Raw genomic sequence first — 15,719 nt, forward strand, 5'->3', positions numbered from 1 at the left:
CCCCCATGGGCCACCAGAGGATGGCGCACGAGCGGTCCGCGCGAACGGGCCGTGTGAGCGCTCCGTCCATACCGGCCCACCGGGGAGGAACCACCCATGACCATCAGCCTCGCCCAATTGCGGCGCTGCTCGGCCGCCGTCGACCTCGGCGCGGCCCGGACCAGGGTGTATGTCAAGAACCAGGGGCTGGTCGTCGATGAACCGAGCGTCGCCGCCATCAACACCCGCACCGGGGCGTTGCTGGCCGTCGGCGAGCAAGCCGAGTTGATGGACGGCCGCACCCCCGACCACATCCGCGTGGTCCGCCCGATCGCCGGCGGCACCGTCGTCGATATCGACATGGCCCAGCGACTGCTGCGCACCCTGGTCGGCAACGGGCTGCGCAAGACCTGGCGGCGGCGCCCCACGATGCGGGCCGCGGTCTGCCTCCCGTACGGCAGCGAGCCGCTGGCCCAGCGGGCGGCCGTGGAGACGCTGACCGGACTCGGTGCGCGCCGGGTCGAACTGGTCGACACCCTGGTCGCCGCCGCCGTCGGCTCCGGGCTCCCGGTGGAGCAGCCGGAGGCGACCATGATCGTGATGTGCGGTGCGGGCACCACACAGGTCGCGGTGCTGTCCCTCGGCTCCATCGTGGCCGCGGAGAGCGTGCCGGTGGGCGGCAACGCCATCGACCACGCCGTCATCCAGCATCTGCGCCAGCACCATGAACTGATGCTGGCGAGCCAGGCCGTGCGCCCGTTGCATCTGATCCTGTCCGGTGGTGACGACCTCACCCCCGGCTCCACCGAGGTGCACGGCCGCGACGTGGTCAGCGGAATGGCACGCTCCGTGCATGTCGACACCGAGCGGGTACGGGACGCCATCATCACCCCGCTGACCGCGATCCTCGACGGCATCGGCGCCGTCTTGCGGCGCTGCCCGCCGGATCTGGTGGCCGACCTCGGCGAGCGCGGCATCATGCTCGCCGGCGGCAGCGCCCTGATCCCCGGCCTGGAGCCGATGATCCATCAGGCCACCAGCATGCCGGTACACACCGCGGACCGACCGGACACCTGCGCCGTCATGGGACTCGGCGCCATGATCGAGGGCAAGGTCCAGCCACTGCACCTCGACCCGATGGCACCGTAGAGGCGGTTCAGCCGCCCACTACGGCGGCTCCTCCCCCGGCCCTGCCGCTACACGAACAGACTCCCGTACATGAAAAGGCTCCCGCCGTTCACAGACTCCGGGCGTTCCAGGCCACCACGGCAGGGCGGTCGTGCTCCGTTCCCAGAACGCCGACGGTCCCGGTCTCGAAGGTGAACAGCCCGCCCGCCGCGGCCGGCAGTCCGAGCCTGCGCGCGGCCAGTACCCGCAGGAAGTGCGCATGCGCCACCAGCGCCACATCCCCGTGATCGGCCTGGAGCTGCGGCGCGATCCTGGCCAGTACCCGGTCGGCCCGCGCGCCGACCTGCTCGGGGGACTCCCCCGGGTGCTCGTCGGGGCCGGGGGCGACGCCGTCGGAGAACAGATACCAGCCGGGCCGCTCGCGGTGGATCTCGGCGGTGGTGATGCCCTCATAGCCGCCGTAGTCCCATTCCCGCAGGTCCGGATCGATCTGCGGAGGGGCGAGGCCCGCCAGCTCGGCGGTGCGCAGCGCCCGCACCATCGGGCTGGCGTACACCTGCGCGATCTTCCGGCCCGACAGCAGCGGCCGCAGCGCACGGGCCTGCTCCTCGCCATGGGCGGTCAGCGGCAGATCGGTGCAGCCGGTGTGCCGGCCGTTCCGGCTCCACTCGGTCTCGCCGTGCCGGACCAGAAGTAGCTCGCTCACGGGCCCCGAGCCTACTGGCCCGACCCGCCCTGCGCCTCCGCGCTCTCCTGGGCCTCGGCGACCGACGCCCGGACCTCGTCCATGTCCAGCGCACGGGCCTGGCCGATGACGTCCTCCAGGGCCTCCGCCGGCAGCGCGCCCGGCTGCGCGAACACCGCGATGTTCTGCCGCACGATCATGACCGTCGGGATGGACTGGATCTGGAAGGCCTGCGCCAGCTCCGGCTGGGCCTCCGTGTCGACCTTGGCGAAGACCAGGTCGTCGTGCTTCTCCGAGGACTGCTCGAAGATCGGGCCGAACTGCTTGCAGGGACCGCACCACTCGGCCCAGAAGTCGATCAGGACGAAATCGTTGCCGGAGACGATTTCGTCGAAGTTTTCCTTGGTGAGCTCAACCGTGCTCATGCGTACGTTCCTGCTTCCGGTCTGTCGACGATGTCCACTCGGTCCCCGGCAGCGGCAACAGGATCAACCCATGTCGTATTCCGCATGCCGGACCGTCCGACTCCCCTGCCCACCGAACGCGTTCCTAGACATCCCGATCGACGTGGGAAAACACACGACCCGCCGGTACGGGCATCCGCACACCACAAGGCCCCGGGACCAGCTCCCGGGACCTTGTGCGGGCCGTGGCCCCGCGATCCTCCTCGTGGCTCTGTCTCAGCCCGCCGCACCGGTCCAGTCACTCTCGGTGACGCGGCAGCCGGCTCCTCACTCCAGGCCGACCCCTGCCGTTCCCGGCTACCCCTTGGCCTTGGCGTACTCCGTCGCCATCCCACCCGCGAAGTCGTACACGATGACCTGTTCGTCGCCGACGACCCAGGCGTCGTGGCCGGGCGGGCAGACGAAGACATCGCCGGGCCCCACTTCGGACTCCGCGCCGTCGTCCATCCTGATGCGCATACGCCCCTGGACCATCACGCCGTTGTGGTGGACCTCGCAGCTGTCGGTCCCGGCGATCGGGCCGACCGACTCCGTCCAGCGCCAGCCCGGTTCAAAGGTGGCCACGGCGAAGTCCAGCCCGGTCAGATGCACGGCTTCGAGGTGACCCCTGGGAAAGTCACGCCGCTCGTCCGGCTTGTCGATCGTCTTGATCTCCATCATGAGGGCTACCTCCCGCCCCCCACCGGTCGTTCCGTCGCACCCCCCGCTCCCTCCATGGTGCGCCCACTCCGGGAGAGGCGACCACCGGTACCCCGGGCCGGGACGAAGGACGCATGTGCGTGAGTACGTGCGCGAGTACGTCCGTACGTACATGCGTGCGCGCGTACTCACCGGTACCGACGGGGATGTCGCCCATCGGGTGCGGTAGCGCGCAGCCGCTTACCCCGACGACTAGCATCCGAAACAACCGGGCAAGCCCGCCAAGAACGGAGCATCCTTCTGTGCGTCATCTGCGCGTAGGCGTCGCCATCTTGACCATGGGAAACCGTCCCGCCGAGCTGATCGCGCTGCTGGATTCGGTCGCCAAGCAGGACCTCCAGCCCGCCCACATCGTCGTCGTCGGGAACGGCTCGCCGCTGCCGCCGCTGCCGCACGGCGCGACGGGTGTGGAGTTGAGCGAGAACCTGGGCGTCTCCGGAGGCAGAAACGTCGCCCTGGACGAGCTGCGCAAGCTCGGAGATCTGGACGTGGTGGTCGATCTGGACGACGACGGCCTGCTGATCAGCCCGGACGTCTTCAGCCGACTCGCCGAACTCCACGCGGAGGACCCCGAGTTGGGCATCGTGAGCTTCCGCATCGCCGACGAGCTCGGCCGCACGCAGCGCCGCCACGTCCCGCGCCTGCGGGCCGGCGACCCGCAGCGCGGCGGCCTGGTGACGACGTTCCTCGGCGGCGGGCACTCGCTGTCCGTGCCGATGCTGGACCGCATCGGCGGCTGGCCCGACGACTTCTTCTACGCGCACGAGGAGACCGACCTGGCCTGGCGGGCCCTGGACGACGGCTGGCACATCCGCTACGCGCCGGAGATGGTGCTCCAGCACCCGTACACCTCGCCCACCCGGCACGCGGTCTACCACCGCATGGTCGCCCGAAACCGCGTATGGCTGGCGAAGCGTCATCTGCCCGCGGTCCTGGTGCCGCTCTACCTGGGGGTATGGGCGGCGCTGACGGCCGTACGCAGCCGCTCGGTGGCAGGCATGCGCGCCTGGGCCGCCGGCTTCACCGAAGGGGTACGGACGCCCTGCGGACGACGCCGGCCGATCCGCTGGCGCACCGTGTGGCGGATGACGCGGCTCGGCCGCCCGCCGATCATCTGAGGACCGGGACCACGTGGTGCAGCTCCTCACCTTCCCCGAGGCCGCGACGCCTCCCGAACTCCGCCGACAGATACACGCACTCCATGACGAGGCGTGGCCCCCGGCAGACGATCCGGCCGAGCCCCGGACCGACGCCTCGACCACCGCAACGGCCGACGACGACCAGCCCCACCACGACCCCGCACTCCATCCGGTCGCGATGCTGCTGGTGGACAACGGCACGGTGCTGGCAGCCCTGGACATCCTCTCCAAGCCGATCGTGCACGCCGGCCACCACTACCGGGCCGGCGGACTGAGCGCCGTGGTAACCCGCCGAGCCGCCCGCGGCCAGGGACACGGCCGCCACCTGGTAGCCGCCGCCCACAAAGCCATGACCGGCTCGGACCTGGGCCTGGACCTGGACCTGGGCCTGGACCTGGACCTGGACCTGGGGATCTTCACCTGCGACCGCCCCTTGCAGCACTTCTACGAGAGCGCGGGCTGGCACGCCCTCCCCGGGACGGTCCTCGTCGGCGGAACGCCGCAGGCCCCCTTCCCCAGCGACCAACCCGGCTTCGACAAGGTCACCATGGCGGACTTCTTCTCCCCCGCCGCCCGCCGGGACCGCACCGCGTTCCACCACACCCGCCTCGCGCTCTACCCGGGTGACATCGACAGGCTCTGGTGAACGTGTTCCTCATGCCGAGCCCGTCACGCGCGGCCCCTCGCACATTCCCTGGGCGGCGGATTCGCCTGTCAGTCAGGTGAACGTCGGCACGGCGGTGCGACATCCCGGCCACGGGTGGTACAGGAGGCATTGTGAGCTCCCCACCGCCGACCGGCCCGCCCAGCGGCCCCCTGCACGGGGAGCCGACGCCCACTCCACCGCCACCCCCTCAGCGGCCCCGGCGGCGCGTCGCACCCGCACTCGTCGGCGTGGGCGTCGCCGTCGTGGTGATCGTGACGGCACTCGGCTTCTTCGCGTTCATCAGCGGCGACGACGGGGGCGAGCCTTCGGACAACCCCTCCAAGGTGCCGAGCGTCAGCTCGTCCGCAGCGGCTCGCAATCTCGCGAAGCGCGTGGCGCTGACACCCAAGGATTGGGGGAGTACGTTCGTTCGCAATTCTCCATATGAGAATACGGGTCAGTATTGGACGTTTGTCGACCAGGACTGCAAAATCACGTCGGAATCACTGACCGATGCGCTCGATGGCCTACAGCGTAACGTCAAAGAATCAGACGACACGGTGCTTTCCGACTCCTCACTCATCACCTACAAGAGAGCGGATTCCGCCGAGAGCTTCGTTGCCCGGCAGCGCGAGCCTTTGCGGCGATGCCCGAAACAGGGCATCGCCGGAAGTAACGCACAGTACGAGAATATCCACGAGGTAAAGGTCCCCGACCTGAAGGGCTTTGATGACTTGGTGGCCGCAGAGGGACACGCCACCGTCGATTCAGATGGCCAGAAGACAGACGATTACTACACGTTGCTCACGGCAAGCAAAGGGCAGTTCGTACTGCAGGCGTCCGTGACCCGCAACGGGTCCGAGACACAGGAAGCGAACCGCGACGACGCAGTCAACGCCCTCTCGCTCATGCTGAGCCGCCTTGAGAGCGGTTGAGCGTCCCGCACCCATGCCAGTGGAGGGGGAAGCGGAGCGGGCCCCGGGATGGTGGTGGCGCACAGGGTAAGCCCCCGTTCGCCTCGATGACGCATCTCCGGAGGCGAAATATCTCACCAAAGTCAAACAATTCGACAACCCACCGCGGGCGGAGCAACATGAAATTGGTGGGAGGTGCACAGGTGATGGCGAACCTCAGGCAACGTCGGCGCGGCAGGTGGGGTGTACGCCGGGCAGACGGGCCCCTCCGCGATCAACAGCCATGAGCCCATATGAGCTCATGTTCTCCCAGCCGCACATGCATAACTGGCCGGCCGTGCGGATCGCCCTTCTCGGCGGTTTCGACCTCGTGCTCGGCGACTTCCCGGTAGTGGTCCCCGTCGGTTCGAAGCGACTCCTGGCGTTCATCGCGCTCAATGGCCGTACCGCTGCGCCTCGGTCCCTGGTCGCCGGAAGCCTTTGGCCCGAGGCATGCGAGCAGAGCGCGCACGCGAACCTGCGGTCGGCGCTGTCGCGCCTGCGCAGCATCGGCAGGAGAGCCCTGGAGGTCAGCCCCACCGACGTGCGCCTCGCGCGGGAGGTCAGCGTCGACCTGCACTACGCGCGGTCGCTGGCCCAGCGGATACTCGACCCCGGCATCCCGGCCGAAGAGCTCCCTCTCAGTGCGGCGACCGTCGACCAGCTCTCCGCCGACCTCCTGCCCGGCTGGTACGACGACTGGGCAGTGCGGGAGGCGGAACGATGGCGGCAGCTTCGACTCCACGCACTTGAGTCACTGGCGGGAGCATTCATCGACACGAAGCAGTTCGCCGGGGCGGTGGCGGCCGCCCACGCGGCCGTACAGGCCAATCCGCTGCGGGAGAGCAGCCAGGCGTCGCTGATCCGCGCCCATCTGGCGGAAGGCAATCTGTCCGAGGCGCTGGACGACTTCGAACGCTACGAGCACCGTCTCCGCGACGAGCTCGGCCTCCGCCCCACCCCGCGGCTGCGTCACCTCGTGGACGGACTGCAGCGGCCGCGCCCCGGTCGGTGACGGCGCCCGGCGGCGCCGGGCTTCGAGCTACGCAGCCCCCTCGCACCGGACTGCCCCCTCAGCCATTCGGCCCAGTAGCACATTTGCGTAGGAATGAGTCTTTCTATTCTGAGATGGCGGCGGTGGCTTGAACGACCAGGTGATCCGTCGGCGAACTCGCTGAATGTTCTGGACCCGTGATCGGGGGAGCATGGTGGAGCCACGCGGGGCCTCGGACGAGACCGGCACGGACGGCGCCGACAAGGGCGAGACGCCCCGACGGTCCGCCGCCGTCCGCGGGCTGCCGCCCCCGCCGAGCGGGTCCTGGTCGCTGCCGTCGCGGTTGGTGATCGCCGCGACCATCGGGGTGCTGACGATCGGGGTCACGCTCCACCTGCTTCTGGTGTTCCTGTTCGTCGCCCCGTTGAACGCCATCAGCAGGGAGTACAACGGGCTGATCAAGGGCTACGTCTATCCGGAGTTCGATCAGAACTGGCAGCTGTTCGCCCCGAACCCGCTCCAGTCCAACATCGCCGTGCACGCGCGCGCCGAGGTCGCATTCCCCGACGGCTCCCGGCGTACGACGGGCTGGCTGTCCCTGACCGCCCAGGACATCCGCGAGATCAGGCACAATCCCGTGCCCAGTCACGCGCACCAGAACCTGCTGCGTCAGGCCTGGGACTTCTACAACAGGACGCACGATGCCAAGGGGCGGGCCGCCGGTCTGCGCGGCGAACTCTCCGAGGCATTCGTGCGCCGGATCGCGGCTCACCGGCTCGGGCCGCGGATCGACGGCGGCCAGGTGGTCAAGGTGCAGATCTACGCGTTGATCACCCCGATCATCCCGCCCAAGTGGAGCAGCGACCGCGGGAGCACCGAGAAGACCTACCAGGTGCTGCCATGGTGGCCGGTCTCCAAGAAGGAGTTCCCGTGAGCGTCGAGAAGGACATCGCCCGGACGTCCTCCCCCTTCAAGGGCCTGGGCACCAAGCTCGACGCGGCGATCGCCAGGGGACTGAACAGGATCACAAGTGCGGCACTCGCGCCGTACCAGGCCGCGGTCGTCCGCATCGGCCTCTCCCTGACCTTCGCGCTCTACCTCCTCCGCGAATGGCCGTACCGGCTGGACCTGTACGGCACCACCAACCCATGGGGATTCGACCTGGCCCAGCGCCTCACCGCCTCGAACCACGCGTTCACGATCCTGCTGTGGTCGAACCACAGACTGTGGTTCGAACTGGTCTACCACGGGTCGATCGCCGCGACTCTGCTGCTGCTCCTGGGGTGGCACACCCGCACGATGTCGATTCTGTTCATGGTCGGGGTGTTGTCCCTGATGAACCGCAGCATCCTCCTGGGCGACGGCGGCGACACCCTCATCCATCTGATGGCGAGCTATTTGGTGCTCACGCGGTGCGGGCAGGTGTGGTCGCTGGACGCCCGACGGCGGGAGCGCACGGCGACGCCGCCGGACGGCTGCGACCGGGTGAGCGTGGTGCTGTGGATCCTCGCCGGCGCGGGCCTCACCCTGGCACAGGTGACGGGATTCGCCGAACTCCCCTGGGGCTGGGTACTGATCCTCTGGGGACTGTGGTTGAGCCAGGCCCTGTGGTTCTGGGCAGGGCGGCGTCGTTCCCCGGACGCGCGGGCGCTGTTGGACGTCGTCGCCAACCTCGTCCACAACGCGGCGATGCTGGTGATCGCCGCCCAGGTGTGCCTGCTCTACGCCACGGCCGGCTGGTACAAAATCCAGGGCGCCCGCTGGCAGGACGGAAGCGCCCTGCACTTCCCGCTGAATCTGCACTACTTCAGCCCGTGGACCGCTCTGTCCGAGATGCTCGACAGCCGCTCCATCATGGTCACGGCGATCACCTACGGCACCGTGATCGCGCAGGTCGCCTTCCCCTTCGCCCTCCTCAACCGCCGAGCGAAGAACGTGCTGCTCGCGATCCTGATCACCGAACACGCCACCATCGCGGTGGTCTGCGGCCTGCCGTTCTTCTCGCTGGCGATGATCGCCTCCGACATGGTCTTCCTGCCGACGAACGCCCTGCGGTGGGGCGGGGCGAGGGTGGCGGCCGCGTGGGACCGCAGCACGGCACGACTACGCCGGAGCAAGGGCCCGGGCAGCCGTGACGAGAACCGGCGCGTGACCATCTGACGCGCTGTGCGAGCCGACGGAGCAGCCGTGGCGAGCGATGGACCGGCCGTGCGGACGGACGGTCACGATGCTCGGCGCGTCACGATGCTCGGCGCGCGGTCCTCCAGCGGAATAGGCCAGGGCTATGAACCGCCGGAGGGTCTGCGGGAGTCCGGATCCGCCGTCCCGCGGACAGTGAACGGTGCTCCCGGGCAGGAGGATTACGTCCGCCCCTCAGCAGGAGTCGAGAACTCCGCCGGGTGCGTGGCCTGCCTCGGTCGTTGTTGGCCTGGCTGCCTGTGCTGACGCCATTCGCTCACTTGCCGGTGGTAGTCGTGGTGGTGGCGGTGGTGCCTCCGATTCCGCTCCCTGTGGTGGTCTGGGAGACAGTGGTGGACTGGGAGCCGGTCGTCGTGCCGGCGGTGGTGGTCTGGGCGCCGGTAACAGTGCCGGCGGTGGTGGTCTGGGAGCCGGTGACCGTCTGGGAGCTGGTGGTGGTCTGGGCACCGGTTGTTGTCTGGGCGCCGGTCGTCGTGCTTGCGCCGGTGGTGGTGCTGGCGCCGGTCGTTGTGGTGCTGCCGCCGGTCACGGTGGTGCTGCCGCCGCCACCACCGCCCCCGCCGCCCCCGCCGCCCCAGCTGCCGCCGCGGCACAGCGCCCTGACCGAGCCCGGAGCGACATTGATGACCTTGCCGGTGAACTTGCTGATGCAAAGGACCTGAGGTGCTCCTGGCGCCGCTTGTGTCGATTGGGTAGGAGCTTTCGCAGACGCTGTTTCAGCGCCCGTGGCTCCTATCGCTCCCATTGTTCCGGCGAGCGCCGCCGCCAGGAAGGACGCTCCGACCACGTGCGGAAGACGCCTTCGGATGCTTGTCATCACTGCGCCTCCTCTTCTCTTGAAGCCATGGATGCGTCCAGCGTGGGAGGGCGGCCATGACCGCGGCGTTGAACCAGCGTGACCCTCGCGTGACGACTCCGTGCGGCCATGCGCCGCGGACGGTCAGACGAAGTCGATGCGCTCCTCGCTGACCGGGTAACCCGCCGTCGCGAAATGCGCTGCCATCGGGAAGTTCTCCTGGTCGGTGGCGGCCGCGATGCGCGTCGCGCCCCGCGCCACCAGGTCTTGTGTGCACTCGACCAGCAGGTCGTAGGCGTAGCCGTGGCCGCGCTGCTCGGGGAGGACGCCGATGTAGCCGATGCAGGGGCCCGACGGGTTGCGGGCGGGGACGTGGATGCCCGCCACCTCGCCGGCCGGGGTGTAGGCCAGGCGCCACCAGTCCCGTGGGGAAGGCATCCAGGTGAGGATGCCGAGGAGTTCCTCGACGGCCCCGGCCCTGCCGTACTCCTCGATGTCGTGCAGGTCGTGGGCGTCCAAGGAGCCTTCCTGGATGCGGCGCAGTACGCCCCGGATGACGTCGTCGTCCGGCTCCGGCCGGTACTCCAGGCGCCCGGTGCGCTCGGGGAGCGGGCAGTGGGAGGTCCAGGTGTAGCGGTAGCGCTCGACCAGCTTCCGGAGGCCGGCCGCCTCCGCTGCGGCCATCCGGGCCTCGGCCTCGGCCCGCACGTCCGGCTGCTCGCGCCAGCCGGGCGGCAGCAGCAGGCTGTACTCGGCCTGAAGAGGTGCGGAGCGCAGCAATTGGACGGCGGCCTCGGCGTCGGTGAAGTCGAACCAGTCGAGGGCGATGGGCCTTTCGTCCCCGGGCTTGGCCCACCAGGCCGCGCGGGCGACGACGACACCGTCGCGCAGCGCGACCCAGGTCCATTCGGGCCGGTACTGGCCGCCGTCGGCAACCATGCCGTAGGTGTCGCCGAGGACGGCGCGGCCGACGATGCCCGGGTCGGGCAGGGAGGCGAAGAGGGGAGTCTCGCCCGCGGTGAGCGGACGAATGACCAGTTCAGTCATGGGTGAAGCGATCCTTCGGGAGAGTGACGCGCTCCCGGATCAGACGTGGGACGCCCGGTGGACGGGGCGGGAGCGCACGGTTGTTGTGGTGGACATCGCTCTCGCCTCCTTCTCTGTGGTCACGGGCGTGCGCCCACCCTAGGCGCGATCGCTCGCAGTCTCCAGGCATTTATCCGCGTACGACGCGGCGCGATCGCCTCCGGGCACCGTCACGCCGTCCGCGCGCCGTGCAACCTTCTTCCCACCTCACGAGTCTCCGCGCTGTATGTCATGACCCGCACAGCGCGAAAGGCCCCCGTGCACCAGAAGAGACTCGTCGTCGCCCGGACCGGTGGCGTCATGTCCGCCGTCGTCCTCGGCAGCCTGCTGGCCGCAGCCCCGCAGGCGTCAGCCGCCGACGTCACCTGCTCGGCCAACGTCTACCAGCGGACGTTCTACAAGAACACCTCGTTCTCCGGCTCCCCGGTGAAGACCGACTGCGACAGCGCCATCGACCAGAGCTGGTCCGGCGGCCCGGTCTCCGGCATGCCGTCGGACGACTTCGGTGTCCGCTGGTCGGTGACCCGCGACTTCGGCTCCGGCGGCCCCTTCACGTTCACCGCCTCCGCCACCGACGGCGTCCGCGTCTACCTGGACGGGGCCCGCAAGATCGACCTGTGGAAGGGCACCGGTGACACCGCCCGCTCCCAGAGCGTCAACCTCACCGTCCCGTCCGGCAAGCACACCCTCCGCGTCGACTACGTCAACTGGAGCGGCGCCGCGAAGGTCAAGTACACGTACACGCCCCGGACTTCGGCCACGTACGACAAGACGAAGCCACTCGCCCCCACCGGCGTGAAGACCGCCTACAACACCACGACCCGCAGGACGACCGTCTCCTGGTCCGCCAACAAGGAGATGGACCTCGCGAGTTACGCCCTCTACCGGCGGCCCGTGGGCTCCAGCACCTGGACGCAGGTCACCACGACCACCGCCCGCAGCCACACCGACCCCCTCGTGAACCCCGACGACCGCACGCCCTACTACTACGAGGTCCGCGCCAAGGACAAGGCGGGCAACACCTCGTCGGGCAGCACGGACACCATCGTGCGCCCGCTGCCCGTGGTGACCGAGCTGACGGGCACGTACGACAAGGCGAGCGGCAAGGTCACGCTGAAGTGGCCCCTCAACACCGAGTCGCACTTCGACCACTACACGGTCCTGAGCAACGACAAGGTGGACGGCTACTGGGTCTGGGTCCCGCTCGGCACCACCAAGGGCAACACCTGGACCACCGAGCCGGTCGTCGCCGACGGCGAGTGGGGCCACTACCGCGTCCTCGTCACCAACGACGGCGGCACCACCACCTACAACCCGAACGGGCTCGACGCCACCGCCACCAATGAGCTCTGGCTCGAGATCCCCGACGGCATCGCCCCCGCCTACGCCCCCGAGCTGACCCTGGGCTCCTGCGCGACCGGCGTCCAGGCGACCGCCACCGACCACACGCCGGCCCCGATCCGCGACTTCACCGGCTTGGAGATCGAGCGCCGCGAGGCGGGGACGGGCACCTGGTCGGTCGCCCTGCACAAGGGCTACGACCCGCGCCTCGACACCGCCACGGCCACCGTCTGCGACCCGCTGCCCGCCGACGGGCGCAGCTACGAGTACCGCGCCCGCACCTATGACGCGGCCGGGAACCACTCGCCGTCCAGCGAGATCCGTACCGTGACCGTGCCGGTCGGCTGACGGTCACGGGAAGCACGCGCCGGGCGCCCGGAGGCGGTCGCATCGCTGCCGCTTGATTCGGGTCCTCTTGCGTCGCCCCGTCGGCTCGACCGGCGGGGCGAAGTGCCGCGTTCAGAGAGCGGCTGGCGCGTGGGCCCCTGGATCTTGGCCTGAACGGATGAACAGGGGCCGCCGCACTGCAGCGGTGACCCCCGTTCTCACGTTTCACCAGGTAGAAAGGATCTTCGCCCTGGAAGCTGTGGTGGGGCGGGTGGGACTCGAACCCACGGCCGACGGATTATGAGTCCTTTGAGGATCGTCCGCGATCTTCCCGATCTGGCCTCTCGCTTCCCGTTTTCGCAGGTCAGAGGGATAAACGCTATCGCCCCCCACCGAAGTCTTCCCGGCCCTTCCTGATCCTTCCGTCCACTGAGTGTCCACTACGGGTCCATGCGCGCCATCCCCCAGGGCTCATGGGAACTCCCCGAGGGCATCGATGCAGGCCGCAGCGTGGGGCATCGACGGATTTGAACAGACAGGCAGCGGAGTGCCTTACCGGAGAAAAGAATCCCCCAGTGGATCAGCGCCCCTGTGGCAGGAGCGCCGAGATCTCACCCGCTGACGATCAGCGGGTGGCCGCACCGCCAAGGACGTTGGTCTTGGAGGCGAGGTCGTTCTTCGTCGCCAGCTTGTCGGCCACCTTGCTCACCCCTGCGATCAACACCTCGGCGTTGATGTCCTTGAGCGGGTTCTTCACTTCGTTCTTGCTGACAGTGCTGCTGTCCACCAACTGGTCGTCACCGCGCGGCGCAGGGGCCGCGAGTGCCGGGGACGCGGCCCCCAGCATCAGCACGACACCAACAGCACTCGCAGCAGCCTTGGCGATCTTCACGGTCTGTACCCCTTCCAGCATGTGCGCTCAACGGAGCGGCACGGCTCTCGTGCCTCCGGAGTGCCCGCCCTCGGACGCTCGTAACGCACTGCCACCGCCCCTAACCACTGCGCTCATATCAAAGTGTCGGAACGTCACTCGTCCGAGGAAATATCTTCATCAGAGTGACCTACAGGGCTTGTCAGCGGGGACGGGTGTCGGACCGCACGGATGATTTCAGTGGCGCACGATTCATTTCGCTAGGTCCTTCAGTGCCGCAGCGAAGATTTCAGTGCTGCGAGTCTCGGAGGCGAGGACGGCAACTATCCGGCCGTGCCCGATCGTCCTTCGGGTATGCCACACCCGAGCCCCGAACCGCCCTCAACTTCACCTGAGTGGCCGCACTGTGGCCACGGCAGCACCCGGGATGACCCGGTCGGCTGCCGCGGCATCCACGTCCCCGGCCACACCGCATGCCTGGCCCACCTAGCCGACGCTGACCGTGCCGCCTACCTGGCCGGCCTGACCCCAGGCACAGACATCGACCACCGCGGCACCACTTTTACCCAACCTCTTCTTGATGCCCTCCTCGGCGCCCTCCGCGACCCCGCCACCAGACGCCCCCGCCTCGGCGGCGCCCAGTTCGAGTCGGCGACCTTCGAGAGCGATGCCCGGTTCGAGTTGGCCACCTTCGAGAGCACCGCCCAGTTCAGGTCAGCCACCTTTGAGGGGAATGCCCTGTTCAGGTCGGCGACCTTTGAGAGCGACGCCCGGTTCGAGCTCGCCACCTTCCAGGAGCAAGCCTGGTTCATCTGGGCCACCTTCAAGGGCACGGGCCGGTTCGGCGCGGCCACCTTCCACGACCACGCCTGGTTCGACTCGGCCACCTTCAAGGGCACTGCCTGGTTCGGGGCGACCACCTTCAAGAGCACTGCCTGGTTCGAGTCGGCCACCTTCAAGAGCGCCGCCCAGTTCAGGTTAGCCACCTTCGAAAGCGCCGCCCGGTTCGAGTCGGCCACCGTCGAGAGCCACGCCGTGTTCGGGTCGGCCACCTTTCAAAGCGACGCCCAGTTCGAGTCGGCCGTTTTCAAGGCTGACGTCCAGTTCGAGTCGGCGGTTTTCGAGCGGTCAGTCAGTGTTGGGCCATTGGTGTGTGCAGGGGAGGTGAAGCTGTCTGGGGCGGTGTTCAGCGGCCCGGCGACCCTCTCGTTCGCCGCACGCCGCCTGGGGTGTCGGCGGACCCGCTGGTTGTCAACGGCCGCGTTGCGGCTGCGCTATGCCACGGTGGACTTCGCCCACGCGGTCTTCGAATACCCCCTGACCATCGCTGCGGAGGCTCACCCCTTCGCGCTCCCCGATGGACGGCCTGTGACAGAACAGGCTCTTGCCGGTACACCCGATGCCACGGTGCGGATGGCTTCGCTGCGTGGGGTAGACGCGGCTCATCTGGTTCTCGCCGACGTCGATCTGTCGAGGTGCCTCTTCGCCGGGACCGTACATCTGGACCAGCTGCGGCTGGAGGGCATCTGCTCCTTCGACGAGGTCCCGCCCGGCACGCACTGGCGGCGCTGGCGTCTGACACGGTTCACCCAGCGCCGTACCCTCGCCGAAGAACACCACTGGCGCGCGAGCCAGCCGACTGCAGTGCGGGGCTGGAACGTGGCGGTGTTCGGCGCCGGTCACGTGGGGCCGGCGCAGCTGGCGCCGGTGTACCGGGCGTTGCGCAAGGCGTTCGAGGACAGCAAGAACGAGCCGGGGGCGGCGGATTTCTACTACGGCGAGATGGAGATGCGCCGCCACGACCGCACAAGCACTACCCGCGCCGAACGTGGCCTGCTGCACGGCTACTGGATGCTGTCCGGCTATGGCCTGCGTGCCTCCCGAGCCTTGGGTTGGCTCGCTGCTGCCATGCTCGTCACCATCGTGCTGCTGATGGGCTTCGGGCTCCCCGAGGACTCCCCGAGGCAGGAGGCGACCGGCACCGTGCCGCCTGGCGGGGGCAGGGTCAGCTTCGTGATCGATAAGGAGGAACCGCGTAACCCCACCGGGAACAGGTTCACCGGCAAGAGGTTCGAGAAGGCCGTGAACGTCACCCTTAACTCGGTGGTGTTCCGCTCCAGTGGACAGGACCTGACCACCACCGGCACGTACATCGAGATGACGTCGCGCGTGACCGAGCCCGTCCTTCTGGGCCTGGCAGTCCTGTCTATCCGTAGCCGCGTCAAACGCTGACCCACATGCACCACGGCCAGGGGCCGGCAGAACGCCGCTGTCATCGGATGCTGAAGCAAGCGGTGCGTCCGAACCGTCGTGAGCCACCGCGGGGAGGATTTCAGGGCCCAGGCCACGGCCCTGGCCACTGAAGTCTTCGGTGCGGCCCGATAACGGGCTTCAGTGGGTGTGGTCATGGAT

General features: G+C 68.7%; 15 protein-coding genes. 10 read left to right on the forward strand and 5 right to left on the reverse strand.

All coding sequences use genetic code 11. From position 1 onward, the window contains the following. The first annotated feature begins 96 nt into the window (after positions 1-96). Positions 97-1,128 (forward strand): rod shape-determining protein, encoded by a 1,032-nt coding sequence (locus WAB15_RS13695; protein WP_393487123.1) that lies wholly within the window; start codon positions 97-99, stop codon positions 1,126-1,128. Positions 1,129-1,216: 88 nt separating this feature from the next. Here WAB15_RS13695 and WAB15_RS13700 read toward each other — a convergent pair whose 3' ends face one another. From WAB15_RS13700 to WAB15_RS13710, 3 genes are all read right to left on the reverse strand, one after another. After that, on the reverse strand, positions 1,217-1,813 hold the full coding sequence (locus tag WAB15_RS13700) for a histidine phosphatase family protein (RefSeq protein ID WP_407286389.1): 597 nt from the start codon (positions 1,811-1,813) through the stop codon (positions 1,217-1,219). Between the two features lie 11 nt (positions 1,814-1,824). Further along, on the reverse strand, positions 1,825-2,217 hold the full coding sequence (trxA, locus tag WAB15_RS13705) for a thioredoxin (protein ID WP_407286390.1): 393 nt from the start codon (positions 2,215-2,217) through the stop codon (positions 1,825-1,827). Between the two features lie 336 nt (positions 2,218-2,553). Next, positions 2,554-2,916 carry a cupin domain-containing protein gene (locus tag WAB15_RS13710; RefSeq protein WP_399147885.1) on the reverse strand — a complete coding sequence of 121 codons (363 nt, stop codon included), beginning with the start codon at positions 2,914-2,916 and terminating at the stop codon, positions 2,554-2,556. Positions 2,917-3,197: 281 nt separating this feature from the next. Here WAB15_RS13710 and WAB15_RS13715 point away from each other — a divergent pair, with 281 nt between their 5' ends. The 7 genes from WAB15_RS13715 to WAB15_RS13745 all read left to right on the forward strand — a co-directional run bounded on the left by WAB15_RS13715 (position 3,198) and on the right by WAB15_RS13745 (position 9,548). Next, the gene (locus tag WAB15_RS13715; protein ID WP_399147884.1) at positions 3,198-4,073 is read left to right on the forward strand and encodes a glycosyltransferase family 2 protein; all 876 of its coding nucleotides are present in this window, start codon (positions 3,198-3,200) and stop codon (positions 4,071-4,073) included. 13 nt (positions 4,074-4,086) lie between these two features. Further along, positions 4,087-4,740, forward strand: coding sequence for a GNAT family N-acetyltransferase (locus WAB15_RS13720; RefSeq protein WP_407286391.1), 654 nt, complete (start codon positions 4,087-4,089; stop codon positions 4,738-4,740). Between the two features lie 248 nt (positions 4,741-4,988). Continuing rightward, complete coding sequence (locus tag WAB15_RS13725) at positions 4,989-5,675, forward strand: hypothetical protein (RefSeq protein WP_407286392.1); 687 nt, start codon at positions 4,989-4,991, stop codon at positions 5,673-5,675. A 262-nt stretch (positions 5,676-5,937) separates the two neighbouring features. Next, complete coding sequence (locus tag WAB15_RS13730; RefSeq protein ID WP_399147881.1) at positions 5,938-6,708, forward strand: BTAD domain-containing putative transcriptional regulator; 771 nt, start codon at positions 5,938-5,940, stop codon at positions 6,706-6,708. A 190-nt stretch (positions 6,709-6,898) separates the two neighbouring features. After that, the gene (locus WAB15_RS13735) at positions 6,899-7,621 is read left to right on the forward strand and encodes a DUF5819 family protein (RefSeq protein ID WP_407286393.1); all 723 of its coding nucleotides are present in this window, start codon (positions 6,899-6,901) and stop codon (positions 7,619-7,621) included. After that, positions 7,618-8,847, forward strand: coding sequence for an HTTM domain-containing protein (locus WAB15_RS13740; protein WP_407286394.1), 1,230 nt, complete (start codon positions 7,618-7,620; stop codon positions 8,845-8,847). Before WAB15_RS13735 ends, WAB15_RS13740 begins: the two co-directional genes overlap by 4 nt. Positions 8,848-9,200: 353 nt before the next feature. Next, positions 9,201-9,548 carry a hypothetical protein gene (locus tag WAB15_RS13745; RefSeq protein ID WP_407286395.1) on the forward strand — a complete coding sequence of 116 codons (348 nt, stop codon included), beginning with the start codon at positions 9,201-9,203 and terminating at the stop codon, positions 9,546-9,548. Between the two features lie 278 nt (positions 9,549-9,826). Here the strand turns inward: WAB15_RS13745 and WAB15_RS13750 are convergent, their stop codons facing one another. Next, a complete protein-coding gene (locus WAB15_RS13750) occupies positions 9,827-10,729 on the reverse strand; it encodes a GNAT family N-acetyltransferase (protein WP_407286396.1) in 903 nt (300 codons plus the stop codon). Positions 10,730-10,999: 270 nt separating this feature from the next. Here WAB15_RS13750 and WAB15_RS13755 point away from each other — a divergent pair, with 270 nt between their 5' ends. After that, positions 11,000-12,457 carry a PA14 domain-containing protein gene (locus WAB15_RS13755; protein WP_407286397.1) on the forward strand — a complete coding sequence of 486 codons (1,458 nt, stop codon included), beginning with the start codon at positions 11,000-11,002 and terminating at the stop codon, positions 12,455-12,457. A 604-nt stretch (positions 12,458-13,061) separates the two neighbouring features. On the opposite strand, the gene WAB15_RS13760 is transcribed toward WAB15_RS13755, so the two are convergent. Beyond that, a complete protein-coding gene (locus WAB15_RS13760) occupies positions 13,062-13,328 on the reverse strand; it encodes a hypothetical protein (RefSeq protein ID WP_407286398.1) in 267 nt (88 codons plus the stop codon). Between the two features lie 312 nt (positions 13,329-13,640). Between WAB15_RS13760 and WAB15_RS13765 the strand changes: the two genes are divergently transcribed. After that, entirely contained in the window at positions 13,641-15,539 is a 1,899-nt protein-coding gene (locus WAB15_RS13765) for a pentapeptide repeat-containing protein (protein WP_407286399.1), read from the forward strand. The last annotated feature ends 180 nt before the right edge of the window (positions 15,540-15,719 follow it).

The sequence above is a fragment of the Streptomyces sirii genome (assembly GCF_045690365.1).
GTDB lineage: Bacteria > Actinomycetota > Actinomycetes > Streptomycetales > Streptomycetaceae > Streptomyces > Streptomyces sirii.

What these genes read in the sequence shown, in the direction of transcription:
- WAB15_RS13695 (WP_393487123.1), top strand. Translation starts at nt 97, where the DNA reads ATGACCATCAGCCTCGCCCAATTGCGGCGCTGCTCGGCCGCCGTCGAC.
- trxA (WP_407286390.1), bottom strand. Translation starts at nt 2,217, where the DNA reads ATGAGCACGGTTGAGCTCACCAAGGAAAACTTCGACGAAATCGTCTCC.
- WAB15_RS13710 (WP_399147885.1), bottom strand. Translation starts at nt 2,916, where the DNA reads ATGATGGAGATCAAGACGATCGACAAGCCGGACGAGCGGCGTGACTTT.
- WAB15_RS13730 (WP_399147881.1), top strand. Translation starts at nt 5,938, where the DNA reads ATGAGCCCATATGAGCTCATGTTCTCCCAGCCGCACATGCATAACTGG.
- WAB15_RS13735 (WP_407286393.1), top strand. Translation starts at nt 6,899, where the DNA reads ATGGTGGAGCCACGCGGGGCCTCGGACGAGACCGGCACGGACGGCGCC.
- WAB15_RS13750 (WP_407286396.1), bottom strand. Translation starts at nt 10,729, where the DNA reads ATGACTGAACTGGTCATTCGTCCGCTCACCGCGGGCGAGACTCCCCTC.
- WAB15_RS13755 (WP_407286397.1), top strand. Translation starts at nt 11,000, where the DNA reads ATGACCCGCACAGCGCGAAAGGCCCCCGTGCACCAGAAGAGACTCGTC.